Annotated in this window: 20 protein-coding genes and 1 pseudogene; 19 read left to right on the top strand and 2 right to left on the bottom strand. The window is 62.9% G+C overall.

Features of this window, described 5'->3' with window-relative positions:
- Positions 1 to 276 precede the first annotated feature (276 nt).
- The 9 genes from ACFHWW_RS21195 (at position 277) to ACFHWW_RS21235 (ending at position 12,488) form a co-directional block, all read left to right on the top strand.
- On the top strand, positions 277 to 1,626 hold the full coding sequence (locus ACFHWW_RS21195; RefSeq protein ID WP_100670486.1) for an adenylate/guanylate cyclase domain-containing protein: 1,350 nt from the start codon (positions 277 to 279) through the stop codon (positions 1,624 to 1,626).
- An 8-nt stretch (positions 1,627 to 1,634) separates the two neighbouring features.
- The gene (locus ACFHWW_RS21200) at positions 1,635 to 2,603 is read left to right on the top strand and encodes a polysaccharide lyase (RefSeq protein ID WP_379940635.1); all 969 of its coding nucleotides are present in this window, start codon (positions 1,635 to 1,637) and stop codon (positions 2,601 to 2,603) included.
- 220 nt (positions 2,604 to 2,823) lie between these two features.
- Positions 2,824 to 4,716, top strand: coding sequence for an ABC transporter ATP-binding protein (locus ACFHWW_RS21205; RefSeq protein ID WP_100670482.1), 1,893 nt, complete (start codon positions 2,824 to 2,826; stop codon positions 4,714 to 4,716).
- Positions 4,713 to 6,614, top strand: coding sequence for an ABC transporter substrate-binding protein (locus tag ACFHWW_RS21210; RefSeq protein ID WP_275599016.1), 1,902 nt, complete (start codon positions 4,713 to 4,715; stop codon positions 6,612 to 6,614). Before ACFHWW_RS21205 ends, ACFHWW_RS21210 begins: the two co-directional genes overlap by 4 nt.
- Before the next feature lies 1 nt (position 6,615).
- Positions 6,616 to 7,614 carry an ABC transporter permease gene (locus tag ACFHWW_RS21215; RefSeq protein WP_003531312.1) on the top strand — a complete coding sequence of 333 codons (999 nt, stop codon included), beginning with the start codon at positions 6,616 to 6,618 and terminating at the stop codon, positions 7,612 to 7,614.
- A complete protein-coding gene (locus tag ACFHWW_RS21220; protein ID WP_379940639.1) occupies positions 7,611 to 8,786 on the top strand; it encodes an ABC transporter permease in 1,176 nt (391 codons plus the stop codon). The genes ACFHWW_RS21215 and ACFHWW_RS21220 overlap by 4 nt, the downstream gene beginning before the upstream one ends.
- A gap of 79 nt (positions 8,787 to 8,865) precedes the next feature.
- The gene (locus ACFHWW_RS21225) at positions 8,866 to 10,080 is read left to right on the top strand and encodes a glycosyltransferase family protein (RefSeq protein ID WP_275599019.1); all 1,215 of its coding nucleotides are present in this window, start codon (positions 8,866 to 8,868) and stop codon (positions 10,078 to 10,080) included.
- 6 nt (positions 10,081 to 10,086) lie between these two features.
- Positions 10,087 to 11,334 carry a glycosyltransferase family 4 protein gene (locus tag ACFHWW_RS21230; protein WP_275599020.1) on the top strand — a complete coding sequence of 416 codons (1,248 nt, stop codon included), beginning with the start codon at positions 10,087 to 10,089 and terminating at the stop codon, positions 11,332 to 11,334.
- Positions 11,316 to 12,488, top strand: a complete 1,173-nt coding sequence (locus ACFHWW_RS21235; protein ID WP_379940641.1) for a glycosyltransferase family protein — start codon at positions 11,316 to 11,318, stop codon at positions 12,486 to 12,488. Before ACFHWW_RS21230 ends, ACFHWW_RS21235 begins: the two co-directional genes overlap by 19 nt.
- Positions 12,489 to 12,615: 127 nt before the next feature.
- Here the strand turns inward: ACFHWW_RS21235 and ACFHWW_RS21240 are convergent.
- Positions 12,616 to 13,027 (bottom strand): annotated as a pseudogene (locus ACFHWW_RS21240) (class I SAM-dependent methyltransferase); the annotation flags it as partial.
- A 272-nt stretch (positions 13,028 to 13,299) separates the two neighbouring features.
- Here ACFHWW_RS21240 and ACFHWW_RS21245 point away from each other — a divergent pair.
- The 10 genes from ACFHWW_RS21245 (at position 13,300) to ACFHWW_RS21290 (ending at position 25,049) form a co-directional block, all read left to right on the top strand.
- Complete coding sequence (locus ACFHWW_RS21245) at positions 13,300 to 16,011, top strand: ABC transporter transmembrane domain-containing protein (protein ID WP_379940643.1); 2,712 nt, start codon at positions 13,300 to 13,302, stop codon at positions 16,009 to 16,011.
- A gap of 95 nt (positions 16,012 to 16,106) precedes the next feature.
- Positions 16,107 to 16,571, top strand: coding sequence for a cyclic nucleotide-binding domain-containing protein (locus tag ACFHWW_RS21250; protein WP_100670470.1), 465 nt, complete (start codon positions 16,107 to 16,109; stop codon positions 16,569 to 16,571).
- An 80-nt stretch (positions 16,572 to 16,651) separates the two neighbouring features.
- Positions 16,652 to 17,401: an FkbM family methyltransferase gene (locus tag ACFHWW_RS21255; RefSeq protein ID WP_275599021.1), complete on the top strand. Its 750-nt coding sequence runs from the start codon at positions 16,652 to 16,654 to the stop codon at positions 17,399 to 17,401.
- A 113-nt stretch (positions 17,402 to 17,514) separates the two neighbouring features.
- Entirely contained in the window at positions 17,515 to 18,609 is a 1,095-nt protein-coding gene (locus ACFHWW_RS21260) for a LacI family DNA-binding transcriptional regulator (RefSeq protein WP_379940645.1), read from the top strand.
- Complete coding sequence (locus ACFHWW_RS21265) at positions 18,606 to 19,628, top strand: ABC transporter substrate-binding protein (RefSeq protein ID WP_379940647.1); 1,023 nt, start codon at positions 18,606 to 18,608, stop codon at positions 19,626 to 19,628. The genes ACFHWW_RS21260 and ACFHWW_RS21265 overlap by 4 nt, the downstream gene beginning before the upstream one ends.
- A gap of 88 nt (positions 19,629 to 19,716) precedes the next feature.
- Complete coding sequence (locus ACFHWW_RS21270; RefSeq protein ID WP_018097071.1) at positions 19,717 to 20,544, top strand: ABC transporter permease; 828 nt, start codon at positions 19,717 to 19,719, stop codon at positions 20,542 to 20,544.
- Entirely contained in the window at positions 20,541 to 21,320 is a 780-nt protein-coding gene (locus tag ACFHWW_RS21275; RefSeq protein ID WP_018097070.1) for an ABC transporter permease, read from the top strand. The genes ACFHWW_RS21270 and ACFHWW_RS21275 overlap by 4 nt, the downstream gene beginning before the upstream one ends.
- The gene (locus ACFHWW_RS21280; protein WP_100670460.1) at positions 21,313 to 22,341 is read left to right on the top strand and encodes an ABC transporter ATP-binding protein; all 1,029 of its coding nucleotides are present in this window, start codon (positions 21,313 to 21,315) and stop codon (positions 22,339 to 22,341) included. Before ACFHWW_RS21275 ends, ACFHWW_RS21280 begins: the two co-directional genes overlap by 8 nt.
- A 6-nt stretch (positions 22,342 to 22,347) precedes the next feature.
- Positions 22,348 to 23,271 carry a nucleoside hydrolase gene (locus ACFHWW_RS21285; RefSeq protein WP_379940650.1) on the top strand — a complete coding sequence of 308 codons (924 nt, stop codon included), beginning with the start codon at positions 22,348 to 22,350 and terminating at the stop codon, positions 23,269 to 23,271.
- Positions 23,268 to 25,049, top strand: coding sequence for an adenine deaminase (locus ACFHWW_RS21290; protein ID WP_379940652.1), 1,782 nt, complete (start codon positions 23,268 to 23,270; stop codon positions 25,047 to 25,049). The genes ACFHWW_RS21285 and ACFHWW_RS21290 overlap by 4 nt, the downstream gene beginning before the upstream one ends.
- A 6-nt stretch (positions 25,050 to 25,055) precedes the next feature.
- Here the strand turns inward: ACFHWW_RS21290 and ACFHWW_RS21295 are convergent, their stop codons facing one another.
- Positions 25,056 to 26,225, bottom strand: a complete 1,170-nt coding sequence (locus tag ACFHWW_RS21295; RefSeq protein WP_379940654.1) for a M20 aminoacylase family protein — start codon at positions 26,223 to 26,225, stop codon at positions 25,056 to 25,058.
- Positions 26,226 to 26,326: the final 101 nt, after the last annotated feature.

Here is a 26,326-nt window from a genome sequence, read left to right on the forward strand (position 1 = left end):
TGAGGGACCCCAGCAATTTCAGGGTGCAATGCGCAGGGCTGTTGCGTGTACGATCCGGGAACGATCAAAAATCGCTCGTGGTCTCTGGAAAATGTGCTCCCCGGTGAATATCTGCAGGAGCGCAGCGGTGACCCGATCGCTGCACGAACGGCCGCGGGAGGCGGCGGAAGCCTTCTTTCACCGACGGGTACCCACTTCAGTGCTACCGCGAGCGAGCGATCGCTGCTTCGCGGTCGGCGCCGGTGGCGACCGTTGCCGCGACGATGAGGACATGGCATGAGCCCGATCAACGACAACGTTTCCCAAATCCTCCTGGACAAGGTCGCCGACTGGCTCATGCGAACCTCGCTCAGCGACGAAACACTCGAAACCATCGTGCGCGGTTTCTGTGAGCGGTTGGCGGCGGCGGGCCTGCCGCTCATGCGCGTCCATCTGTCTTTCTCGATGCTTCACCCGCTTTACGACGCCCTCGGCTTCACCTGGTGGCGAGGTCAGGGTGTCGAGGTGAGCGGTCTGCGCCATGAGGAATTGGCGCTCAATCCCGAGCGATTCCTGCACAGCCCGTATTATTACCTTCTCAGCAACAATCTCGATCATGTCAGGCGCCGGATCGATCCCGCCTTGCCCTCGGAGTTTCCGATTCTGGACGAGCTGAAGGAGCAGGGAGCGACCGACTACATAGCCTTCATGCAACCTCTTGGAGCCGAATCCGAACACGGAATGGTCGGCTCGTGGACGACGGACCGCCAGGGTGGTTTCAGCGACGACGTCATTGCGGCCCTTCTCAGACTTCAGAATCATCTGGCGATCGCTGCCAAAGTGGCCGTGCTCGGCAAGCTCGCCGACAACATGCTGACCACCTATCTTGGCGCCAATGCCGGGCGCCGCGTGATGAGCGGCCAGGTCCGGCGGGGCGACGGCGAGACGGTACGCGCAGTTCTCGTCATGGCGGATATGCGCCAGTCGACGATGCTTGCCGAAAAGGAAGGCCGGCAGGCCTATATCGAGTCGTTGAACGGATTCTTCGACGCGATCGCCACGCCCTTCAACCGCAACGGCGGACAGATACTGAGCTTCATCGGCGACGGCTTCATCGGCGTCTACCCCTGCGGCCGGCACAAGGAGCCGTCGGAGATGGCCAGCCGCGAGGCATTCGCCGCCGTGGGCGCGGCGACGGCGCGCATGGCCGCCCTCAACGCGGAACGCAGGACTCAGGGCCGCGACCCGATCGGCTACGGCATCGCCCTGCATGTCGGAAACGTCATGTTCGGCAATGTCGGCCTGCGCGACCGACTGACCTTCTCGGTGTTCGGCTCTGCGGTGAACGAGGTTCAGCGGCTGCAGAATCTGACGAAGAAATATGACCACAGCGTCGTCGCGAGCGAGGCCTTCGTGAATTATTGCGGCGGGGAATGGCAAACGCTCGGGCAGGAGAAACTGCGCGGGGTTCGTCAGAAGTTCACGGTCCTCTACCCGCGGGATACCGCACTTGCCGCAATCGCGCAGGAGCGGGCATATGATGCAACCGAGGATGGACTTTCCGAGGCCGAGCATGTCATGTTGCTCTACCGCAACAAGAAGCGGCCGCCTGGCCCGCGCGGTCTGATCGACAAGATGCTGCAATGAGGGGACCGATGTTTCGTATAGCTCTGCTGGCCGCGGCGATTGCCCTGCCGAGTCTCACTTATGCCCAGTCGGCGGAGGAGCCGGCAGTCTACGAACGGAAATTGTTCGATGGTTTCGAGGGCACGGATTTCGCGCCTGAAGGGGGGCTCTACTATCGCAAGAATTTCGAGCAGAGCGCCGGCACATACGAGTTCCAGAGCGCCGTCAAACGCAGCGGCAACGGAGGGCTGAAGCTTAGCATCGTGCCGAATTGCCCTGCGGATCACGACGGCTGCAGCGAACGCGCGGAGATCTGGGAAAAGACCGAGTTGCGGGTGCCCTACGACAAGGGGGTCTGGTACGGCTTCTCGGTAAAGTTCGACGATCCGGTGCCGAGCGACGACCACCGCTATCTCATCGCACAGTGGAAGCGAGAGATCGATCCCGGTGCCGAGGGCGACTTCAGCCCCTTTCTGGCGCTGCGCATGAATTTTGGAAAGCTCTTCGCCACGGTCGAAACCAACGATCTGCCTCCGGTCACCGCCGGCCCTGATGGCGTAGCGGCGCGTTGCGCCCCAGGCCAGGCGCCGGTCTGGCTCCGTCCGGAAGTCAACCAGATGCGCATGCTGGTGGCAACCGACGGCAACTGGAAGCCGGAAGACGGCAGCCTCTTCAATTCATGCACGGACGGGATCACCATTACCAACCATGGCAATCCCTTACCGGATCCGAAGTCCGGCTGGATCGATTTCGTCGTCTTCACGAAACCCGGCCCCGACGGCTCGGGCCATATAGAGCTCTTTGCCAACGGCCAGCCGATCGTCTCCGTCAAAGGCCATGTGGGCCATGCGGACAAGGGTCTCGGTGAGAACCAGTACTTCAAGTTCGGACCTTATCGGGCCGCCGATACGACCGATTGGACGCTCTATTACGACGATTTCCGGCGTTCCCCGCGCTGCGAGGACGTCCTGACCAACGGCAGCTGCCCGTTCTCTTAATGCCGCTCCACGCTTCCTGACCTTCCGGTGGCCTGCTGGACAGCCCGTTTAACCTAGGCTACTGTTTTTGAGTGGCAAAAAGTTACGGTGCCTCCGGCGGGGCTAGCTTTGCACGCGGGGTCAGACGCGCGGCGCTGCAGGAAGTGGCTGCATGATTTTATTTTGGGGGCGGCCTCGAGTTGGAATTGTGCAGGAGGGGTATTGAGGGAAGCGTGCTGCGATGACGTCAGGAGCGGACCTGCTGCGAGTTGAGGGTCTGCGGATCACATTCTCGGTGCTGGGCGGCGAGGTTGAAGCCGTTCGGGGAGCGAATTTCAGAATTCTGCCCGGAAGGGTGACGGCGCTCGTCGGCGAGTCCGGGTCCGGCAAGTCGGCCATCAGCCAGGCGATCATGGGCATCCTGCCGAGCGTGGCAAGCGTCGGCGGCCGGGTGTTGTTCAACGATCCCGAAGCCGAGGCAAAGGGCGTCGACCTGCTTTCGCTGGATACGGATGGGCGCGATATCCAGGAGATCCGCGGCGCACGCATCAGCAAGATCTTCCAGGAGCCGATGACCTCGTTGTCGCCGCTTCACACGATCGGCAACCAGATTTCGGAAGTGCTGAAGATCCATACGGATACCGACAAGGCAGGGCGCCGCGAGAGGACGGAGGAACTGCTCGGCTATGTCGGCTTTTCCGATCCGAAGCGGGCATACGACATGTATCCCTTCGAACTTTCCGGCGGCATGCGACAGCGCGCGATGATCGCGATGGCGCTGATCTGCCGACCGGCGCTGCTCATCGCGGACGAACCGACGACGGCCCTCGACGTGACGGTTCAGGCGCAAATATTGCAGCTTTTGCGCGAACTTCAAAGCAAGCTCAACATGGCCATGCTTCTGATCACCCACGATCTCGGGGTGGTTGCCAACATGGCCGACGAGGTGGTGGTTATCTACCATGGCGAGATCGTCGAGGCAGGACCTGTGGATGCGATCTTCCGTAATCCCCGGCATCCCTATCTCAAGGGTTTGATGGCTGCCGTGCCGCACTTCGACATGAAACCGGGCGAGCGGCTGAAGGCGTTGCGCGAGGTGCCGGTGAAGGCCGGCGCGATCGTCGGCGACCGCGAAGTCAAGAAAGCCGCGGGTCCCAATGTCCTCGTGTCCGTCCGCAACCTTTCGAAGACGTTTTCCACGCGCAGCTCCGGCTGGTTCGGCAGCGGCACCGCATATCGGCATCGCGCTGTCGACAATGTCAGCTTCGACATCCGCCGCGGTGAATGCCTCGGGCTCGTCGGCGAAAGCGGCTGCGGCAAGACGACCGTGAGCAAGATCCTGATGCGGGCCGTGACGCCTGACAAGGGCACGATTACCTTCGACGACGGGGAGGGCGCGCTCGACGTCCTGAAGCTCGACGGCGGGGAACTCAAGGCTTTGCGGGCGAAGATCCAGATGGTCTTCCAGGATCCCGTCTCGTCGCTTTCGCCGCGCATGACCGTAAAGAACATCCTCAGCGAGCCGCTGGAGATTCACGGCCGAGGGACGCCGAAATCGCGTGAGGAACACGTTCGTTCCCTTTTGCAGGCGGTCGGGCTCGACCAGCGCTTCATCAATCGCTATCCCCACAGCTTCTCCGGCGGCCAAAGGCAGCGCATCGGGATCGCCCGGGCGCTCGCGCTCGTGCCGCAGCTTCTGATCTGCGATGAACCCGTTTCTGCGCTCGATGTTTCGGTGCAGGCACAGATCCTCAATCTTCTCAAGGACTTGCAGAAAGAGCTCGGTCTGACGATGCTGTTCATCTCGCACAACCTCGCGGTCGTCGACTACATGGCCGACCGGATCGCGGTCATGTGCGCGGGCCGGATCGTGGAGCTGGCGCCGCGCGAGGTGCTGATGCGCAATCCGGTCCACCCCTACACGAAGTCGCTCCTCGCCGCGGTTCCTTATCCCGACCTCGACCGTAAGCTCGACTTCGATTCACTTGCGGCGAGCGGCGGATCGGACCAGGAGCGCTGGGGCGCGCAATTTTCCGACGGCGGCGAGAACGGTGCTCTTATTCCCGCCGACCTCGGTGGCGGGCACTATGTCCTCGCCCGCGAATCGGTGGATGCTAGGGAGTTACGCCGATGATCACCCGAAGAACCGCGCTTGGCATTCTCGCGTCGGCTGCGTTTCCAAAAGCAATGCTCGCGGCCGCAGGCGGAACCGACGCGCTCGCCGCCCTCGTTCAGGAAGGCAAGCTTCCGCCGGTCGGCGAACGATTGCCGAAGACGCCGAGGGTGATCGATGTCGCGGCGATGGGACGAAAGGCCGGCCGCCACGGCGGCACGATCCGCAGCCTGATCGGCAGTGCGAAGGACATTCGCCTGATGACGATCTACGGCTATACCCGCCTGGTCGGCTACGACGAGAAGCTCAATCTCCAGCCCGACATTCTCGAAAGCTACGAGACGGTCGAGGATCGTATCTTCACCTTTCATCTGCGCGAGGGCCACAAGTGGTCGGACGGCACGCCTTTGACGGCCGAGGACTTCCGCTACTGCTTCGAAGACGTGCTCCTCAACGAGAATCTGACCCCGGCCGGCCTGCCGCCGGCGATGGTCATGGACGGGCAGGCGCCTAAGTTCGAAATCGTCGACGAGCGAACGGTCCGCTATTCCTGGCCGATGCCGAACCCGGTCTTCCTGCAGGAACTCGCTGCACCACAGCCGCTGGTCGTCGTCATGCCCTCGGCCTATCTCAAGCAGTTCCACACAAAATATCAGGACGAGGACAAGCTGAAGACGTTCCTGAAGGAACAGCGGGTCAAGAAGTGGAGCCAGCTGCACATGCGGATGGCGCGCTCTTACCGGCCCGAAAATCCGGATTTGCCGACCCTCGACCCGTGGCGCAACACCACGCCCCTGCCGGCCGAACAGTTCATGTTCGAACGCAATCCCTATTACCATCGGGTGGACGAAAACGGCTTGCAATTGCCTTATATCGACCGGTTCGTGCTCAGCGTCAGTTCGTCCTCGCTCATTCCGGCGAAGGCCGGCACGGGCGAAAGCGACCTGCAGGCCTATGGGGTCGATTTCGTTGACTATACCTATCTCAAAGATGCGGAGAAGCGGCACCCGGTCGAGGTAAAGCTCTGGAAGAAGACGTCGGGGTCACGCCTGGCGCTGCTGCCGAACCTCAACTCTGCCGACCCGGTGTGGCGGCCGCTGCTCAGGGACGTGCGCGTCCGTCGTGCGCTGTCGCTTGCAATCGACCGTCGCGAAATCAACATGGCCGCATTTTATGGGCTGACGAAGGAAAGCGCCGACACTGTGCTGCCTGAAAGTCCTCTCTTCCGGCCCGAATTCGCGAATGCCTGGATCGCCCATGATCCGGAACAGGCGAACGCGCTGCTCGACGCGGCCGGACTGGCCAAGCGCGGCGGCGACGGAATCCGTATTCTTCCCGACGGCCGAAAGGCGCAGATCGTCGTAGAGACGGCCGGCGAAAGCACGCTCGATACCGATGTGCTGCAGCTCATAACCGATTACTGGCGCGAGGTCGGCATTTCGCTGTTCATTCGCACCTCGCAGCGCGATACCTTCCGCAGCCGCGCGGTCGGCGGCGAGATCATCATGTCGATGTGGTTCGGTCTCGACAACGGCGTGCCGACCGCGGACATGAGCCCCAGCCAGCTTGCACCGACCACGGACGACCAGCTGCAGTGGCCCGTCTGGGGTTTGAACTATATGTCGCATGGCGAAATGGGCGAGGCACCCGACCTTCCCGCGGTCGTCGAGCTCCTCGACCTGCTCAAGCGCTGGAGGCATTCCGCGGACGATGCCGAGCGGGCCGACATCTGGAGACAGATGTTGTCCATCTACACGGATCAGGTCTTCTCGATCGGGCTGGTCAACAGCTCGCTGCAGCCGATCCTCGTCACGAAGAAGCTGCGCAATTTCCCCGATGAAGGGTTGTACGGTTTCGACCCGACGAGCTACCTCGGCGCCTACAAGCCCGACACCTTTTGGCTGGAACAGGACGACTGAGATGCTGCGGTACATTCTCTGGCGCATCGCAGTCATGGTCCCGACGCTCCTCATCATCTCCGCGCTCGTCTTCGCCATCATCGAACTGCCCCCGGGCGACTATTTCGAAAGCTACATCGCCGAGATCAGGGCGCAGGGCGAGGGCGTCAACATGGAACAGATCGAGGCGCTGCGTAAGCAGTATGGCTTCGACCAGCCGCCGATCCTGCGCTATGTCCACTGGGTCGCGGGGATGCTCCAAGGCGATTTCGGTTATTCCTTCGAGTATGAATTGCCGGTGAGCGAGGTCGTCGGCGAGCGTCTGTGGCTCACGGTCCTGGTCTCCTTCGTCACCATCATCTTCACCTGGGTCATCGCGTTTCCGATCGGCCTCTATGCTGCCACGCACCAGTACAGCTGGGGCGACTACGGCCTGTCGCTGATCGGACTCATCGGCATCGCAATCCCGAATTTCATGCTGGCCCTGGTCCTCATGTATTTCGCCAATATCTGGTTCGGAACTTCGATCGGCCATTTGATGGACCAGAAGTATCTTTCCGAGCCGATGAGTTGGGAAAAGGCGAAGTCGATACTGGAGCATATCTGGATCCCGGTCATCATCGTCGGCGCGGCCGGTACCGCCGGCATGATCCGGCGCCTCAGGGCCAATCTGCTCGACGAACTCCAGAAGCAATATGTCGTGACCGCCCGCGCCAAGGGGCTTTCGCCCACGCGAACCCTGCTCAAATATCCGCTGCGCATGGCGCTCAATTTCTTCATTTCGGACATCGGGTCGATCCTGCCGGCGATCATTTCGGGTGCGGAAATCACGGCAATCGTGCTGTCCCTCGAAACCACCGGCCCGATGCTGATCAAGGCGCTGCAGAGCCAGGACATGTATCTCGCCGGGTCGTTCCTGATGTTCCTCGCGTTTCTCACCGTGATCGGAGTGCTGGTTTCCGATCTGGCGCTCGCCGTCCTCGATCCTCGAATTCGTCTGCAAGGCAGGAGCACAAAGTGACGTCACCGATCCCGGCGCCCGGCGAGCCCCTTCCGCACTACGTTTCGACCGCGCCCTTCGACCCCTATTCCGTGGAGGTCATGACCGAGGAGCAGGTGCGGGTGAACCAGGCATCGCAGCTGCGTCTGATGTGGTGGAAGTTCAAGCGCCACAAGGTCGCGCTCGTCTCGGGAATCTTCCTCGCGGTGCTCTACGGGATGATCCTGATCTGCGAGTTTCTCGCGCCCTACAACCTGCATACACGCAATGTCGATTTCATCTACGCGCCGCCGCAGAGCGTTCGCTTTTTCCACGAGGGTGAATTCGTCGGCCCCTTCGTCTACGGCCGGACGATGACGCTGGACATGGACACGCTGAAGCGCAACTACACGGACGATACGACGGCCGTCGAGCGGATCCGGTTCTTCTGCCGCGGGGACGACTACCGTTTCTGGGGTTTGTTCGAAAGCAATCTGCATCTGGTTTGCCCGGCGGAGGGAGGGCAGCTTTTCCTCCTGGGCACGGACCGTCTCGGCCGCGACGTGCTGTCGCGGATCATCTACGGCGCGCGGATCTCGCTGACGATCGGACTTCTCGGCATCACCGTCAGCTTCGTTCTCGGCATCGTCATCGGCGGGCTTGCCGGATATCATGGCGGGATCTTCGACCTTGTGGTTCAGAGACTGATCGAAGTCCTGCAGTCGATCCCGAGCATTCCGCTCTGGCTTTCCCTGGCGGCGATCATGCCGGCGACATGGAGCCCGCTTCTCATCTATCTGGGTATAACCGTCATCCTGGGCCTTCTCGATTGGACCGGCCTTGCGCGCGCCGTGCGCTCGAAGCTGCTGGCGCTCAGGGAGGAAGACTATGTCCTTGCCGCGCAGTTGATGGGCGCCAAAAGCGGACGCATCATAGGGCGCCACCTCGTTCCGGGCTTCATGTCCCATCTCATCGCCACGGCAACGATCTCCATACCCGGCATGATCCTTGGCGAAACGGCGCTGAGCTTCCTCGGCCTAGGCCTGCGTCCTCCGATAACCAGCTGGGGCATCCTGCTCACCGAGGCAAAGAGCGTCAGCGTCATTGCCTTCTATCCGTGGCTGCTTTTCCCCACGATCCCGGTCATTCTTGTGATATTGGCGTTCAACTTCCTGGGAGACGGGTTGCGCGACGCCGCCGATCCCTACAAATAAGCCCCGGTATCGCTGTTGGCTGCAAGCGATCGCTGCAATAGACTTCGACGTTTCTATCTTTGAGCGAAAGGTTTTTCGTATGACACGGCGCTTCGAGGATGCCCGCATCCTCATGTACAGCCACGATACCTTCGGGCTCGGCCATCTCAGACGTTGTCGCGCCATCGCCCATGCCCTGGTGGAAGATTACAGCGGACTGCAGATCCTGATCATCTCCGGTGCGACAATCGCCGGCGCCTTCGATTATCGCGCCCGCGTCGACTTCGTGAAGATTCCGAGCGTCATAAAGCTCCGAAACGGCGAATATACTTCGCTGGACCGCCACATCGAGCTGCACGAAACGTTGAAAATGCGGCAGTCGATCATCCGGTCGACGGCGGAAAACTTCCGGCCGGATATTTTCGTCGTCGACAAGGAGCCGATGGGCCTGCGCGGCGAGGTGGAGGATACGCTCGCCTACCTGAAGACGCACGGCACCAGGCTGGTGCTTGGCCTAAGGGAAGTGATGGACTCGCCGCACCTCCTGGAAGAGGAATGGAAGCGGCGCGACACGATGCGCAAGATCGAGCAGTTCTATGATTCGATTTGGGTCTACGGACCGCCGGATTTCTACGATCCGCTGGTCGGGCTCGACGTGCCCGTTGCCGTGCGCGATCGCATGAACTTCGTCGGCTTTCTGCAAAGAAGCGTTTCCCACGATGCGCTGCACGGCCATAAGCCGGAAGGCGACTACATACTGGTCACCACCGGCGGCGGCGGCGACGGAGCGGACCTCATCCATGACGTGATCCACGCCTATCAGGAGGATCCCGAACTCACGCATAACGCGCTCGTCGTCCTCGGCCCCTACATGCCCGCAAAGCAGCGCAACAAGCTGATCAAGAAGGGAAGCAAGATCCCATTCATCAAGATTATCGAGTTCGACAATCGCATGGAGGAACTGGTAGCCGGCGCCAGGGGTGTGGTGTCGATGGGCGGCTACAACACCTATTGCGAGATTCTCTCTTTCGACAAGCCTGCTCTGATCGTGCCGCGTCTTCAGCCACGCGAAGAACAATTGATCCGCGCCCAGCGTGCCTCCGCACTCGGGCTCGTCGACATGCTGCTTCCGCAGGAAGCGGAGGAGCCGCTGCGCCTTGCTGCGGCCCTGAAGGCGCTGCCGCAGCGCGCACCGCCGTCGCTCCGCGCCAATGGCCTGAGGCTGGAAGGCCTCGTCCACATATCCGACATCGTCGGCGAATGGCTCGATCATAGATCGAAGGAGCATTTGGCCGTCGTGAAAAGATCGAACTGAAGACACGTGTTACCGAAACCGAAGATCGCCGTCGTGCTGAAGGGTTATCCACGCCTTTCGGAAACGTTCATTGCGCAGGAACTGCTGGGCCTCGAAAGAGCAGGGCATGAGCTCGTCCTGGTCGCCCTGCGCCGTCCGACCGACAGGAAGCGCCATCCCGTCCATGACGAAATACGCGCGGCCGTCCATTACCTGCCTGAATATCTGCATGAGGAGCCGTGGCGCGTTCTCCGCGCGCTGGTGAAGACCGTCCGGAAGCCCGGCTTCCGGCGCGTGCTCGGGCCGTTCCTCCGGGACCTCGCGCGAGACGTTTCACGCAACCGCTTCCGCCGTCTCGGCCAGGCGCTGGTGCTCGTAACCGAATGGCCGGAAGACGCCGCGTGGCTGCATGCCCATTTCATTCACACGCCGGCCTCGGTAACGGACTATGCGAGCATCATCACCGGCATACCCTGGACTTGCTCCGCCCATGCAAAGGACATCTGGACCTCTGAGGATTGGGAGCTTTCGGGCAAGCTCGACCGGGCCCGCTGGACTGTGACCTGCACCCGAAGCGGCTATGAGCATCTGCGGGACCTGTCGAAGGACCAGACCCGGGTCCATCTGAGCTATCACGGCCTCGATCTCGATCGTTTCCCGGCCTTCGAAGGCGAGCATACCCGGCGCGACGGCTCGGATCCCGACGATCCGGTGCGCATCGTCAGCGTCGGGCGCGCCGTTCCCAAGAAGGGATATGACGTCCTCCTGAAGGCGCTGTCGTTGTTGCCTGCGGATGCCAACTGGCGCTTCGAGCACATCGGTGCGGGAGAGCTCACCGGCCGGCTCCAGGCGCTTGCTGCAAAGCTTGGCATCGAGGATCGCGTCCGCTGGCACGGGGCGCTCGATCAAAAGGACGTTTTGGACCGCTACCGCGAGGCCGACATCTTCGCACTGGCCTGTCGGGTGACGGCCAATGGCGACCGCGACGGGCTGCCGAATGTGCTCGTGGAAGCGTCGAGCCAGCGGCTTGCCTGTATCTCGACCGCAGTCTCCGGCATTCCCGAACTTCTTGAAGATGGCAAAAACGGGCTGGTGGTGCCGCCGGAAAGCCCGGAGCCTCTTGCCGCGGCACTGGAGCGGCTGATCCGCGACCCGGAGCTTCGCCGGCGACTTGGCGCCGCCGGCGAACGGCGCGTGCGCAACGAGTTCGACCATCACTCCAGCGTCGGTCAGCTGGTCGGGCTCTTCGAAAGCGAATGGAGAAGAAGCCCTTGAGCAGGCCCCGCGTCTTTTTCTATGTGCAGCATCTACTCGGTATCGGGCATCTGGCGCGCGCGAGCCGCATTGCCGGAGCGCTGGTCGAGCGGGATTTCGAGGTCACGATGGTGACCGGCGGCACGCCGGTGCCGGGCTTTCCGGGGGAAGGCGTGCAGACCGTGGCGCTACCGGCGGTGACTGCCGGCGACAAAGGGTTTTCCGGGCTTGTCGACGGCGACGGAAACCCGGTCACGGCCCTTTTTCAGGAGCACCGACGGGATCTGCTCATAGAGGCGTTCCGACGCGCGGAACCGGACGTCGTCATCATCGAGGCCTTCCCCTTCGGGCGCCGGCAGATGCGGTTCGAACTGCTGCCGCTGCTCGCTGAAATTGCGGCGAGCGACCGGCCGCCGCTCGTGGCGACGTCGCTGCGCGACATTCTGCAGGAGAGGGTCAAGCCTGGAAGGGCCGAAGAAACCGTCGAACTCGTCAAGAACCATTTCGATCTCGTACTCGTTCACGGCGATCCCGGATTCGCCCGTATCGAGGAAACATTTCCCCTTGCCGACGAAATCCGCGACAAGGTCATCTATACGGGCCTCGTCGCCCCGCCGCCGCCGAATGAAGCGGCCGAGAAATTCGACATTGTGGTTTCGGCGGGCGGAGGCGCTGTCGGCAGGGAGCTGATCGGCGCGGCGCTCGAGGCCGCGAAGCTTCTGCCGAATGCGCTTCGCTGGTGCCTGATAACAGGCCCGAACCTGCCGCAGGCGGATTTCGACACATTCGCGGCCGCGGCTCCGAAGGGCGTCAGCCTCTTTCGTTTCCGGCGGGATTTCGGTGGCTTGCTCGGCGGTGCCCGCCTTTCCGTCTCGCAGGCCGGCTACAACACCGTGTGCGACATTCTGCGTGCCGGATGCGCATGCCTCCTCATCCCCTTTACCGCGGGTGGCGAGACCGAACAGAGCACGCGGGCGGCACGGCTCGAACAGCTCGATCTCGCCGGGGTGCTGCCGGAGGAGGGGATCACGCCCGAGCTTCTGGCCGCGAAGGTGAGGGCGATGCTTGCACGACCGAGGCCGGCCATCCCGCCGCTCGACCTCGACGGAGCCGCAGGAACGGCGAGGATCATCGGTGAGCGCCTTTTGTCGAGACAGCGCTTTAGATCACGATGATTTAGGTCGGATCGACCTGGATCATGATGTGCTAATAAGTCGAGACGAGGCAAGCAGGCGGAAAACCGCACTTTTCCTCATCCCGCTCCAGGAGTTAGACCGACCCGATCAGCATGACGCGCGTGGCGAGTTGCTCGCAGCTCGTGTTGGTCAGCAGATCCGCATTCAGGGCGCGATAGTCGAGCGTGTGCGTATCGGCTCGACCGCGGGATCGAGGTCGCAGCTCACGGCGAATTCGATGTCGAAGCGCAAATCTTCGAGCAGCATGGCCGACAGGACGCCGTACCTGCCGCCGAGCACGACGACCCGGCGACAATCTGCGCCGATGCTCTCGAAGAGCTTGTCGCGCGCCCACATCTTTCAGTCGACCTGCTTGTGGTTGAAGGCGTTGGCAATGTTCGCGTGCGGATGCTTCGCAATGACCCTGGCTATGCCACCGACGAGCCGGCTGCCGGAATACGCAGCCAACCCCGGGCAAGGTCATGGGCGCTTTCGCGCCAATCTTCGGGAAGGCGGGAAGAGTGGCTGGCATGCGTCATGCGGCTGTTGTAAGCTCACGGCTAGTTGAGCGCAAGGCGCCGGAGTGGGCCGCAGGAGTGGAGGCAAGACGCCTGCGCAGATGAGCGGTACTGCGTATCTATCGAGGCTTGACATAGCGCATCGCTCTGCTCTCATGCCGGGTAGTCACGATTTCGTGGAGGTAGCGCAGGCCCATTGACGATCAGGCGGACCGGCACCAATTGCGGCGCTGTAGTCCGCCGGCAGAACAGCCGAGCGATCCCGAATTTCAGATAGGTCTCTTTACCGGCACATGGAACCACGTCTTTCCCGCTACATCTGGACTCACACCCGCAAGCAGCAGCTCTGGATATTGCTGGTCGTGGCGCTGTCGATGGTTCCCTATTTCCTGTCGTTCGATCTGCCGAAGCAGATCGTCAACGGACCGATCCAGGGTGCAGGTTTCGACGGCCCCGAGGCGACTCAACCGTTCCTGCCGATTTCGTTCAACCTGCCGTTCTTCGGTGAGGTCAACCTCTTCTCGGGTTTCGATCTCGGCAGGGAAGGCATGCTGCTGGCCTTGAGCCTGGTATTCCTGCTGCTCGTGATCATCAACGGGCTCTTCAAATTCTATATCAACACCTACAAGGGCCGGCTCGGCGAACGGCTTCTGCGGCGAATCCGCTTCGAGCTCGTCGACCGGGTCCTGCGCTTTCCCCCCGGCTATCTCAAGCGCGTCAAGCCGGCCGAAATCTCGACCATGATCAAGGACGAGGTGGAGCCTATGGGCGGCTTCACAGGAGACGCCTTCGTACAGCCCGCCCTTCTCGGCGGTCAGGCTCTGACGGCGCTCATCTTCATCCTCCTCCAGAGCTTCTGGCTGGGCATCATCGCAGCCTCCATAGTCGCCGTTCAGGCCGTCATTATCCCGCGCATGCGCAGGCGACTGCTGGTGCTCGGCCGCGAGCGTCAGTTGACGGCGCGTGAGCTGTCGGGGCGCGTCAGCGAGATCGTCGACGGCATCGGCACGATCCGCGCCCACGATACCTCGAATTTCGAACGGGCCGACATTGCCGCGCGGCTCGGCCGGATATTCAAGATCCGCTACGATCTCTATCAGTGGAAGTTTCTGGTCAAATTCCTGAACAACTTCCTGGCCCAGGTGACGCCGTTCCTGTTCTATTCGATCGGCGGATATTTTGCGCTTCAGGGCCGGCTCGATATCGGCCAGCTTGTCGCGGTCATCGGCGCCTACAAGGACCTGCCGGGTCCCTTGAAGGAATTGATCGATTGGGACCAGGCGCGCCAGGATGTGCAGGTCAAATATGCCCAGGTCGTCGAACAGTTCAGCGTCGAACCGCTGATCGACCCCAAGGTGCAGGCGATTTCCCTCGACCCGGCAACGCCGCTCACCGGAGCGCTGGCGGCCGTCAACCTTTCGGTCGCCGACGATGGCGGCTCGAAGGTCGTGGAACATGTATCGCTGCAGGTCCAACCCGGGGAAACGGTCGCGGTTACCGGGGGTACGTCCGGAGGCGGCGAGGCGCTGGCCGAGGCATTCGGCCGGCTGACCTGGCCCGCAACCGGCCGAATCCTCATAGGCGACGTCGATATTCATGAGTTGCCCGAATCGGTGGTGGGCAGGCGAATATCCTACGCCTCCTCCGACGTCTTTGCCTTCCAGGGCAGCCTCGGCGACAATCTGCTCTACGGCCTCAAGCATGCTCCGTTGACGGAGGTCGTCTATGAGGGCGACAGGGAAGCTCAACGCAGGTGGGAGCTTGTGGAGGCGAAGCTCGCCGGCAATCCGCATTACGACCTGAACAGTGACTGGATCGATTACCCGGCCGCGGGCGCGACCGGGCCGGATGACCTCTTCGCGAAGATCAGAGCGGTGCTGGACGTCGTTCTCTTGAGCAATGATGTCCTGGCGCTTGCTGTCCGTTCGACGATCGATCCGACCGAGCACGAGGCTTTCGCCGGCGAGATCGTGGCGATGCGCAGCGCGCTTCGGCAAAGGCTCGAGGCCGAGAAGCTCAGCGACCTCGTCGTCTTCTTCGAACCGGGCTCCTACAATGTCGAGGCGACCGTCGGGGAGAACCTGCTCTTCGGCACGGTCACCGACAGCAACCGATGGGAGAAGGCGCTCGAGGACCATCCCTTCTTCAAGACCGTTTTGAAGCGGGCGGGCCTGCACGAGACCTTCTACGAGATGGGGCTGGAAATCGCCGAGAACGTCGTTGAACTGTTCCGCGACTTGCCGCCGGACCACCCGTTCTTCCAGCAGCTCACCTTCATGACGGCCGAGGAAATCCCCGCCTACGAGGCGCTTCTTCAGAAGGTGAGGGGAAAGCCGCTCGAGGAGGTGTCCGAGGATGATGCCATCAGGATCATCCGCCTGTGTTTCGGCTATATCGAGCCGCGGCATCGCTTCGGTCTCCTGACGGACGATCTCATGCAGAAGATCGTCGAGGCGCGCCGTGAGTTCAGCGACGGCCTCCCGGCCGATCTCGTCGGCATCATCGAGCATTACCAGCCGGACCGCTACATGGCCTCGGCGACGATCCTGGACAACGTGCTGTTCGGCCGCATCGGGCACAAGCACACGGACGGGTCCGAGCGGATACGCGCAATCGTGCGTGACCTGTTCGAGTCGCTTGGGCTTTACAACAAGGTGCTCGTGTTCGGGCTGGATTTCGACGTCGGCGCCGGCGGCAAGCGATTGACGTCCGGCCAGCGCCAGAAGCTCAATCTCGCGCGTGCCCTGATCCGGGTCTCGGATTTCTACGTCTTCAATCAGCCGCTTCTGGCGCTCGACCAGCGCACGCAGGATCAGATCACCCGGAAGGCCTTCGCTTTCCTGAGGGATGGCGAGCGAAAGCCCGCTATATTGTGGGTTCTTGCCAATCAGGATCTGGCGGAACTCTTCGACCGCGTCGCCCATTTCGAAAACGGACGGTTGACGCACGACGAACCGGTGGAAACGCACTCAAGAGACAGCGACTACAAGGAACTGGCATCTTGATGTAATATTGTTGTCAGGAGGCAAGCATATGTTCCCGCCGGCCGGGTTAGAACCTGTTTGCACCAAGCGCGACGCATTCGGAGAAGCGGACTGTTATGCTCCTAAAAGATGAAGTGGAAATGCTGCGCCGGATAACGCTGTTTTCCGGACTTCCGCCTGCCAAGCTCAAGCTTCTGGCTTTCACCTCCGACCGGGTGATGTACAGCGCGGGAGAAGATTTGTTTCATCAGGGGGATATCGGCGACGCTGCCTATGTGATCCTTTCGGGCAATGCGGATGTGCTCGTTTCGACGCCGAGCGGACAGCTGAAAGTCGCCGAAGTGGAGCAGAATTCGATCGTTGGCGAGATCGCCATCCTCTGCAACACGCCGCGTACGGCAACCGTCAAGACGACCACCTCACTCGAAGCATTGCGGATCCGGAAGGATGATTTCCTCAAACTATTGGCTGATTTCCCGGAGATGGCAGTCGAGATCATGCGGGTGCTGGCCGACCGTCTCAGCCAGACGACTTCAGAGTTGACGGAGGCGCGCAGCCGCGCCCAGAGGGCAGAGGCCTGAGTTTCGGCCACCCGTACCTGTCTCCCGCAACTTCCCGGAAAACGGTTCCGCTTTGTGAATTCATGCGCTAGAGAAGCGCGATGCGCGCGATCACCTATCACAAGCGAACCGTCTATTTTCCCGACAAGCCGGAAAAGGCACGCTTCTTCAGCCGCCTCCAGGCGGGCCAATGGGAGCCAGGCACCTTTCGCAATATCGCGCGCTTCGTCGACGAGAAAACGACCTATATCGATATCGGCGGGTGGATCGGCGTGACGCCCTATTGGGCGGCGCAAAGCGCCGACAATGTCATCGTTGTCGAACCCGACCCGGTTTGTTTCGGTATCCTCACCGAGATGAAAGACGGAAACGCCGGCGAGGTCGAACTCGTCAACGCGGCTCTCTCGCAGGACGAATGCCTCGTTCTCAATTCAGTGGGTGGCGGTTTCGGAAGCTCCGAAACGTCTGCGCTGATCGCCGACGACACCGGCATGTCCATCGAGGCAAAAACGATCACCATTCCCGAGCTTCAGGCGATGGCGAGGACCGAACGGCTTTGCTTCAAGATCGATATCGAGGGTTACGAGTACAAGGTGCTCGACCAGTTTCGGGCGATCGACCGGAAGAGGACCGCGAGCGTGCTTCTCGCGGTGCATCCGCAAATACTGGCAGCGTCGCTCTCCGGGCCTGCCGTTCTGCGTCTGGCCAGGACTGCGGTGGCGACCCTCCGTCTGATAAGAAGTCTGCGCGGCTTTCGCCTGGAAAACCGGGCGGCGCTCTGGCGCGCGATACGTAAATCGATCTCCAGAGGTGAGATCAAGGGCTTCGACCTGCTCTTCGTCGCGCGGTAGGTGCCCGAGCAGCGCTCGATCCACAGCTTCTTGGGAAAAATGATTCGACAGGGTCAATCGGCTGATATATCGCTGGTTAATCGTTTAATCAGCTTGCGGCGGAAAACTGGACCTTGGCACGTCCCGGACCTAAACTGACGAGGATAGCCACTACTCTCGGCGTCTCCGCGGCGACGGTTTCCAACGCGCTTTCGGGCAAGGGGCGTGTTTCGGCGGAACTCGCCGAAAAGATCCGCGCCACCGCGACGGAGCTCGGTTACGTGCCGAGCCAGGCGGGGCGGGCGCTCAGGACAGGCAGGAGCGGCGTTATCGGGCTGGTGCTGCCCGATATCAGCAATCCGCTTTTTCCCCAGATCGCCCAGGCCATCGAGTTCGCAGCGTCTTCTGCCGGTTACGGCGTGCTGATCGCCGATTCCCGCGGCGACGTCGCGGTCCAGACGAGTGCGATCGAGCGGCTCATCGAACGGGGCGTCGAGGGCATGGTCATCGTGCCGCGCCGCGGAACCCGCATTGCCGATGTCGGTTGCCCGGTTGCAGTGGTGGACACGCCGTCGACGCCAGGCAACACGGTGGCTGCGGATCACTGGGACGGTGGACGCCAGATCGCCGAACATCTCCTGAAGCTCGGCCATCGGCGCCTGCTGATCATCGGAAACAATCCAGCCTCGAACGTACAGAACGACCGCATTGGCGGCCTTCGCTCGGCTTTGGGTGAAGGCGTGCGCGTCGAGACGCTGTGGATCGAGCGGCTGGAGCAGGTAGCCGGCAGGGGTTGCCCGCTGGGGCTGGCCGGGAAGGTAGCGCAGGGCGTGACTGCCTTCGCGGCAGTCTCCGACCTTCACGCATTGCGAGCGCTGACGGAACTGCAGCGCGCCGGTATCCATGTCCCGGAGCAGGCGAGCGTTACCGGCTTCGACGACCTGATCTGGTCGCCGGTCGTGACGCCGGCGCTGACGACGGTCAGAATGGACATGGCGCGCATCGCAGCGATTGCGATCGAAGCGCTGGTGCAGGCGATCGGCACCCGAGAAGCCGAGCCTCGCCCGCTTGGCGCGCCCGTTGCAGCCACCATTTCGAAAGTGCCCATGCAACTCGTCGTCCGCCAGTCCACGGCGACGCCACCCCCCAACGTGCAGCCGCCCCCCAACGTGCAGCCACCCCCCAACGTCCAGCCACCCATTGTCAGCGAAGGAGAACCGCAGCCATGAAGAACATCCTGCTCGCCTCGAGCGCACTTCTCTTGATCGGCGCCCATGCCGCATCCGCTCAGGAGAAGACACTGACCATCTCCGTCTACGGCTTCGCCCAGGACGCGTTCAAGGAGCTGGTCTATGATCCCTTCGAAGCCAAGTGCGGCTGCAAGCTCGTGGTCGAAACCGGCAACAGCGTCGAGCGCCTCGCCAAGATGGAGGCCAACAAGGCAAATCCGGTCATCGACATGGCAGTCGTTTCCATGGCGGACGCGCTTTCCGCTACGAGGGCCGGCCTGATCGAAAAGATCGATACCTCGAAGCTCAGCAATTTCAACAAGCTCTACGACATCGCCAAGGATCCGAACGGCGACGGCATGAGCGTCGGCTACACTTTCTACGCCACCTCGATCGTCTATCGGTCCGATAAGGTGGAAGTCACGTCCTGGGCCGATCTGCTCGGCGACAAGCTCGCCGGGCATGTGGCTCTTCCGAACGTCACGACCAATCAGGGCCCGCCCACGCTCTACATGATCGGTGAGGCGCTGGGGCAGAATGCGCCTGACCTCAAGGCTGCGATCGCCGCCGTCGGCGAGAAGAAGGACGATATCGTCACTTTCTACGTCAAATCCTCGCAACTCGTGCAGTTGATGCAGCAGGAGGAAATCTGGGCAGCGCCGATCGGCCGTTTCTCCTGGGAGGGCTTCACCAAGATGGATCTGCCGATCAAGTGGGCGACTCCGAAGGAGGGCCAGACCGGCGGCATGAACGTCATGGTCCTGGCCAAGGGCTCGAAGAACCAGGATCTGGCGCTTCAGTTCATGGATTTCTGGCTGTCGACGGAAATCCAGACGGCGCTCGCCGAAAAGCTGGTCGACAGCCCGGCCAACAAGGAGGTGAAAGTCTCGCCCGAGATTGCCGAGAATCTCACCTACGGCGAAGAGACGGTCAAGAACCTGAAACTGATCCCGTCGGCCGTGGCGCTCGACAACCGGGAAGCCTGGCTTTCCGAATGGAACGCCAAGGTCGGCCAGTAAGAGCCGGGCTCCTGTTTCGCGCGACGCCAGAATCTGCCGGCGTCGCGCCACGTATCCAACGGCGGCACTGCCGCGGAAAGGCGTAGAGATGTTCCACAACCGGGCCGAGGCGCTGGCGCTTGCCTTGCCGGCGGCCGTGTTCGCCGCCGTCGTCTTTCTGGCGCCGGTTGTCATTCTGCTCGCCGAAGGCTTCCGCAATGCGGAGGGCTGGTCGGTATCCGCCTATACCGGCTTCCTTTCCGATCCGCTCAACCGGACGGTGTTCCTGCGCACGCTGCGGCTCGGCGCGACGGTAACCGTGGTCGCCGCCGTCATCGGCTATGCCGCTGCCTTCGCGATCGTCAACCTGCCGCCGAAGGGCAAGGGCCGGATGATCGGTCTCGTCGTGCTGCCGCTGATGATATCGCCGGTTGCGCGCACCTATGCCTGGATCGTCATTCTGGGAAGGACCGGGATCGTCAATCAGGCACTGACGAGCGTCGGCCTGACGGACGAACCGGTGCGCTTCCTGTTCACGGAGACGGCGGTCTTCGTCGGACTCCTGCAGCTCTTCCTGCCGCTGATGATCCTGGCTCTGATCAGCGCGCTCGAAAACATGCCGAAGGACGCGATCCCCGCCGCGCGGGTACTCGGCGCCAATTGGTTTCAGGTCTTCTGGAAGGTCATTTTGCCGCTCACCAAGGAAGGTCTGGTGATCGGCGGAACGCTCGTCTTCACCGGCTCCCTGACAGCCTATATCACGCCGGCGATCCTCGGGGGCTCCAAGGTCCTGATGCTGGAGACGCTCCTCTATCAGCGTGTGACCGTCGCCAATGATTTCGTCTCCGCAAGCGTCATCGCCTTCATCCTGATCGTCATGAGCTTCGCAGCCAACCTTCTCTTGAAGCGGCTCGCCACCGCGAGGAGCAAGCGATGAATTCCCGTCTTTTCCCGGTAACGGTGCTCGTACTCGTCACCGCGTTTCTGATCGGCCCCTTCTTCATCATCGTCGCGGCATCGCTGTCGGGGGGCGAAACGCTTGCCTTTCCGCCGCAGGGCCTGTCGCTGAAATGGGTCGCAAAGGTCTTCGAGGTCGAGAGCTTCCGCGAGAGCTTCACCATGTCGATGCTGCTTGCCATCGGCGGGACGGCTGCCGCGCTCACCCTCGGCATCCCGGCATCCTACGCGCTTTCGCGTTACCGGCTGCCTTTCGGCGAAACGGTGCGCACCGTCGTCTCCCTGCCGATCATCGTGCCCGGCATCATCGTCGGCCTCGCGCTGCTGCGTTATCTCGTCGTCCCCTTCGGCTTCAACATCACGCTCGCGCTCTTCCTGGCACACACGGCGCTCGTCTTGCCCTATGCGGTGCGGGTCGTTTCGGCGAGCCTCAACAACCTGCGATCCGATATCGAGGAGGCCGCCGTGCTGCTCGGCTCGTCGCGTTCAGGCGCCTTTTTCCGTGTGGTCATGCCGAATATCCGCAGCGGCATTCTCGCCGCCTTCATCCTCGGCTTCGTCACCAGCTTCAATCAGGTGCCGGTTTCGCTGTTCCTTTCCGGCCCCGGCGTGCGCACCCTGCCGATCGACATGCTCTCCTACATGGAGATCACCTACGATCCGTCGGTCGCGGCGCTTTCGGCGCTTCTCGCCTTCATGTCCATCGGCATCGTCTTCCTCGCCGAGCGTTTCCTAGGATTTTCCCGCTATGTCTGACCCCGCCTTCCTCAGCCTCGAAAAACTGACGCTCGCCTATGGCGACACCGTCGCGGTGAAGGATCTCGATCTGTCGATCCGAAAAGGCGAGCTTGTGGCCTTTCTCGGACCTTCGGGCTGCGGCAAGACCACGACGATGCGCTCCATCGCCGGCCTGCTGAAGCCGCAATCGGGCCGTATCAGCCTCGACGGCGCCGACATCACCCGCGTTGCCGCGAACAGGCGTTCCGTCGGTCTTGTCTTTCAGTCCTATGCGCTATTCCCGCATCTCACCGTCTTCGAAAATGTCGCCTTCGGTCTGCGGCTGAAGGGCCTCTCCGGCGCGGAGCTCGAATCCCGTGTCGGGACCGGCCTGAAATCCGTCGGGCTGACGAGCTTTGCCGACCGGAAACCGGCCGAGCTTTCCGGCGGTCAGCAGCAGCGCGTAGCACTTGCCCGCTCTATGGTGATGGAGCCGAAGGTACTTCTTCTCGACGAGCCCCTCTCCAACCTCGACGCGCGGCTGAGGCTCGAGATGCGCACGGAACTGCAGCGGGTCCAGAGGGAAACCGGCGTCACGATGATCTTCGTCACCCATGATCAGGGCGAGGCGCTGTCACTGGCCGACCGCATCGTGGTGATGCTGAACGGTGCGATCGAGCAGATCGGCACGCCGGAAGAGATCTATAACCGGCCGGCCTCCGCCTTCGTGGCCGATTTCGTCGGCTTCGAGAATATCTTTGCCATCGAGAACGGCAAATTGCGCGCCGGAAACGGGCCGATCGAGCTTCCCGGGCCTTTGCCGCATGGTGCGGCGGGGCTTGCCTGGCGCCCGCGCATGGTGACCCTGGGGTCAGGTCCTTTCACGGGCACAGTGCGCGGGGCCTCTTTTTCGGGCAGCACGCGCGAATACCTGCTCGATACGCCGCTCGGTGCACTGAAGGCGGAAGTGGATGCGGCCGTGCCCGCGCACGCCGCAGGCACCACGCTCGCCTTCGATCTGCCGGTCGAAAGGGCCGCGAGGCTGGAAAGGTTCAATTGATCCGCCATGGGCATCTGGATCGACACGGATATGGGCTTCGACGACATCGCCGCGATGCTCGTCGTCCTTCACGCCGGTGAGGCCGTCGACGGCGTCTCGCTGGTCTACGGCAATGTTCCGCTCGGGCAGGTGAAGCGCAACGCTGCGGCAGCAGCGCAGGCCTTCGGTTGGACCTTTCCGATCCATCAGGGACGGGCGCTACCCGTGCTCGGGAAGCTCGAGACGGCGGAGCGCATCCTTGGCAGGACCGGCATTCCGACGGCGGGAATGAGCCTCCCCGATGCACCCGCCCTGCCGGATAGCGACGCGTTCCTTGCTCTCTGCCGCTGGCTGGAGGACGGCGGCGGTCCGCATCGCATCCTGGCGCTCGGGCCGCTGACCAATATCGCTGCCCTTGCTCTGGCACGTCCCGACCTCGCCGCGCGGATCGACGAGTTCACCTGGATGGGTGGCGGTGTTTCCAGTGGCAATCATACGGCGTCGGCCGAGTTCAACGCCTTCGCCGATCCGGAAGCGCTTGCCATCGTGCTTGCCCACGGCGTGCCGTTCCGGATGGTCGATCTCGACCTCTGCCGGAAGGTCATCGCCTATCCGGACGATGTGGAAGCCATGCGCATCGCAGGTGGCGCGAAGGCCGCGCTGCTTGCCGACCTTCTCGCGGGCTACGTCGCGATCGGCACGAGCCGTGGAAGGGCGGGCATGGCGATCTACGATCCCTGCGCAGCCGTTGCGCTGGTCGATGGAAACGCTGTGTCGTTTCGCCCGGCGCGAATCGATGTCGAGCTTGCCGGTGCCTTGACGCGCGGCCGGACGGTGGTCGAGACCCGGGGGAGCCACGAGACATTCAACGCCCATTATGCGGTCGACGTGGATGCGGAGCGTGTCCGCGGGCACCTGCTGGGTGCGCTCGCCAAGGAAGCCGCCAGATGAAGGACCTGCAGCAACCCGCCGATCTCGATGACGCCGGCTTGCGGGCGCGCGCAGTTGCCGCCGCACGCGGAGATGCGCCCTTCGACGTGCTCGTGGCCGGCGGCACGGTCGTGGATGTCGTGACGGGCGAATGCCGGGCAGCGGATGTCGGGATCGTCGGCGCGCTCATCGCGAGCGTCCATGCACCCGGGTCGCGCAGCGACGCAGACACGGTCATCGATGCGGCGGGAGCCTACCTTTCGCCCGGCCTTATCGACACGCATATGCATGTCGAAAGCTCGATGGTGACGCCCGCGGTCTACGCTGCCGCCGTGGTGCCGCGCGGCGTGACCACGGTCGTCTGGGACCCACACGAACTGGGAAATGTGAGCGGACTTGCCGGCGTGCGCTGGGCTGTCGACGCAATGGGCGGTCTGCCCTTGCGCGCCGTGGTGCTGGCGCCGTCCTGCGTGCCCTCCGCTCCCGGTCTGGAGGTCGCCGGCGCGGATTTCGACGCCGATGCCGTCGCGGAAATGCTGTCCTGGCCGGAGATTGGCGGGATTGCGGAGGTCATGAACATGCGCGGCGTCATCGACGGCGCTCCGCGCATGACTGCGATCGTCGAGGCGGGGCTGAAGGCGGGCAAACAGGTCAACGGGCATGCGCGCGGCCTGGCGGGAGCCGGTCTGCAGGCCTTCGTGACGGCCGGCGTCAGCTCCGATCACGAACTCGTCTCCGGCGACGACCTGATAGCGAAGCTCCGCGCGGGACTGACCATCGAGCTGCGCGGCTCGCACGATCACCTTCTTCCCGAGTTCGTGACAGCGCTCGGTGCGTTCGGGCATCTGCCGCAGACGGTCACACTTTGTACCGACGACGTGTTCCCGGACGATCTTCACCGCGACGGCGGCCTCGACGACGTGGTCCGCCGCCTCGTGCGCTACGGGCTCAAGGCCGAGTGGGCGCTGCAGGCGGCAACCCTCAATGCCGCCCGGCGGCTCGGAAGGGCCGATCTCGGCCTGATCGCTCCCGGTCGCCGTGCCGACATCGTGCTCTTCGAGGACATTCGCGATTTCCGTGCGCGGCATGTGCTGGCGAACGGCAGGCTGGTGGCGAGCGGCGGTGGGATGCTTCAGGCGCCCGCCGCGGCCGATGTCTCGCCCTTGCGCAACACGATGAAGATCGAACCGCTGACAGTGGACGATTTTCGCATCGCTGCCACTGGCAGCACGGCCCGGGTCGTGACGATCGACCGGCCGCGCTTCACCCGATGGGGCGAGACGAGAGCCGAGGTTTCGGGCGGATATCTGGTGCCGCCGAAGGGTACGACGCTGATCGCTGTCGCCCATCGGCATGGCCGCGCCGACAGCCGTCCGCGGGTCGGTTTGCTTGAAGGCTGGGGCGAGTGGCGCGGCGCCTTTGCGACGACGGTTTCGCACGACAGCCACAATCTGACGGTCTTCGGCGGCAACCCCCGCGACATGATGGTTGCGGCCAATGCGGTGATTGAAGCCGGCGGCGGGATGGCGGTCGCTGCCGAAGGCAAGGTCGAGGCGCTGCTGCCTCTGCCGCTTTGCGGGCTTGTTTCGGATACGTCGCTGGCCGAAGTCGCAGCAGGGTTCGCGGCCATTCGCGAGGCTGCCGGTGGGATCGTGGAGTGGCAGCCTCCCTATCTCGTGTTCAAGGCCTGCTTCGGGGCGACGCTCGCCTGCAATGCCGGGCCGCACCAGACGGATCGCGGCATTGCCGACGTAGCGACCGGCAAGCTGCTCGAAAGCCCGGTCCTGGAGACGTTCTGACGCTCTTCAGGCCTCGAGCTCCTGTTCCACCAGGGCGGTCCAGAAGGCAGCGCCGGGACCGATCGCCGCGTCGTTGAAGTCGTAGGCGCTGTTATGGTGCAGCGCGCCGTCGACGGCGGGGCCATTGCCGAGCCAGACATAGCAGCCGGGCGTCTCCAGCGCAAAAAAGGCGAAGTCGTCCCCGGCGGTCGAGGGCGGGAAGCTGGTCAGCGCCTTCTCGCCGAAGACGGACCGGGCGGCCGAAAGTGCGCGTGCCGTCGCGTCCGGATCGTTGACGACCGGGGGAATACGCCGCTCGAAACGATAATCGGCCTCGATGCCGTACATCGCCGCGGTCCCCTGCGCCAACCGACCGATCTCTTCTTGCAGCTGGTCGCGCACATGCGGCGTATAGGCGCGTGCCGTGCCGCCGATCTCGACCGTGTCCGGAATGACGTTCAGGGCTTTCGGATCGCCTGCTTGCAGCGCGCAGGCGCTGACGACCGCCGGCTGCAGCGGGTCGACCACCCGGCCGACCACAGTTTGCAGGGAAGCAAGAAACGTCCCTGCCGCCGTGATCGGATCGCGGCCGAGATGCGGCTTGGCGCCGTGCGTGCCGACGCCGCGGAAGGTGAGGCGCCAGCTGTCCGACGAGGCAAGCTGCGGCCCCGCCACGACGGCCATCTCGTCCACTGCAAGGCCCGGCATGTTGTGCAATCCATAGACCGCGTCGCAAGGGAAAAGGTCGAACAGCCCGTCCTCCACCATGCGCCTGGCGCCGCCGCGGCCTTCCTCGGCAGGCTGGAAGATGAAATGGACCGTTCCCGAGAAGTCACGCGTCGCCGCAAGGTGGCGCGCAGCGCCGAGCAGCATCGTCGTATGGCCGTCATGGCCGCAGGCATGCATCTTTCCCGCTACCGTGGATTTGTAGGGCCGATCGGCGAGTTCCGGCATGGCGAGCGCATCCATGTCGGCGCGCAGGCCGATCGCGCGCGTGCCGTTGCCGACCTGCAGCGTGCCCACGACGCCTGTCTTGCCGAGGCCCCGGTGGACCTTGAGGCCTGCTTCTTCGAGGAGCCTCGCTACGAGATCGCTCGTCCGCTCTTCCTCGAAACCGAGTTCGGGATAAGCGTGCAGGTCGCGGCGAAAGGCCGTGAGAAAGGTGAGATCGTCGACAATCCCGGGGGGCACGCGCATCGGCAGGCATTCCTTGAGCAGTCTGGAAAGGGCCTGAATTCCCCAGCTTTTGGCGCTCGGGTGTGCCCTTTCGGTTTGATCGAAGCGGCAATGGGTATAGA

Source organism: Sinorhizobium sp. P24N7 (assembly GCF_042436655.1).
Lineage (GTDB): Bacteria > Pseudomonadota > Alphaproteobacteria > Rhizobiales > Rhizobiaceae > Sinorhizobium > Sinorhizobium meliloti_A.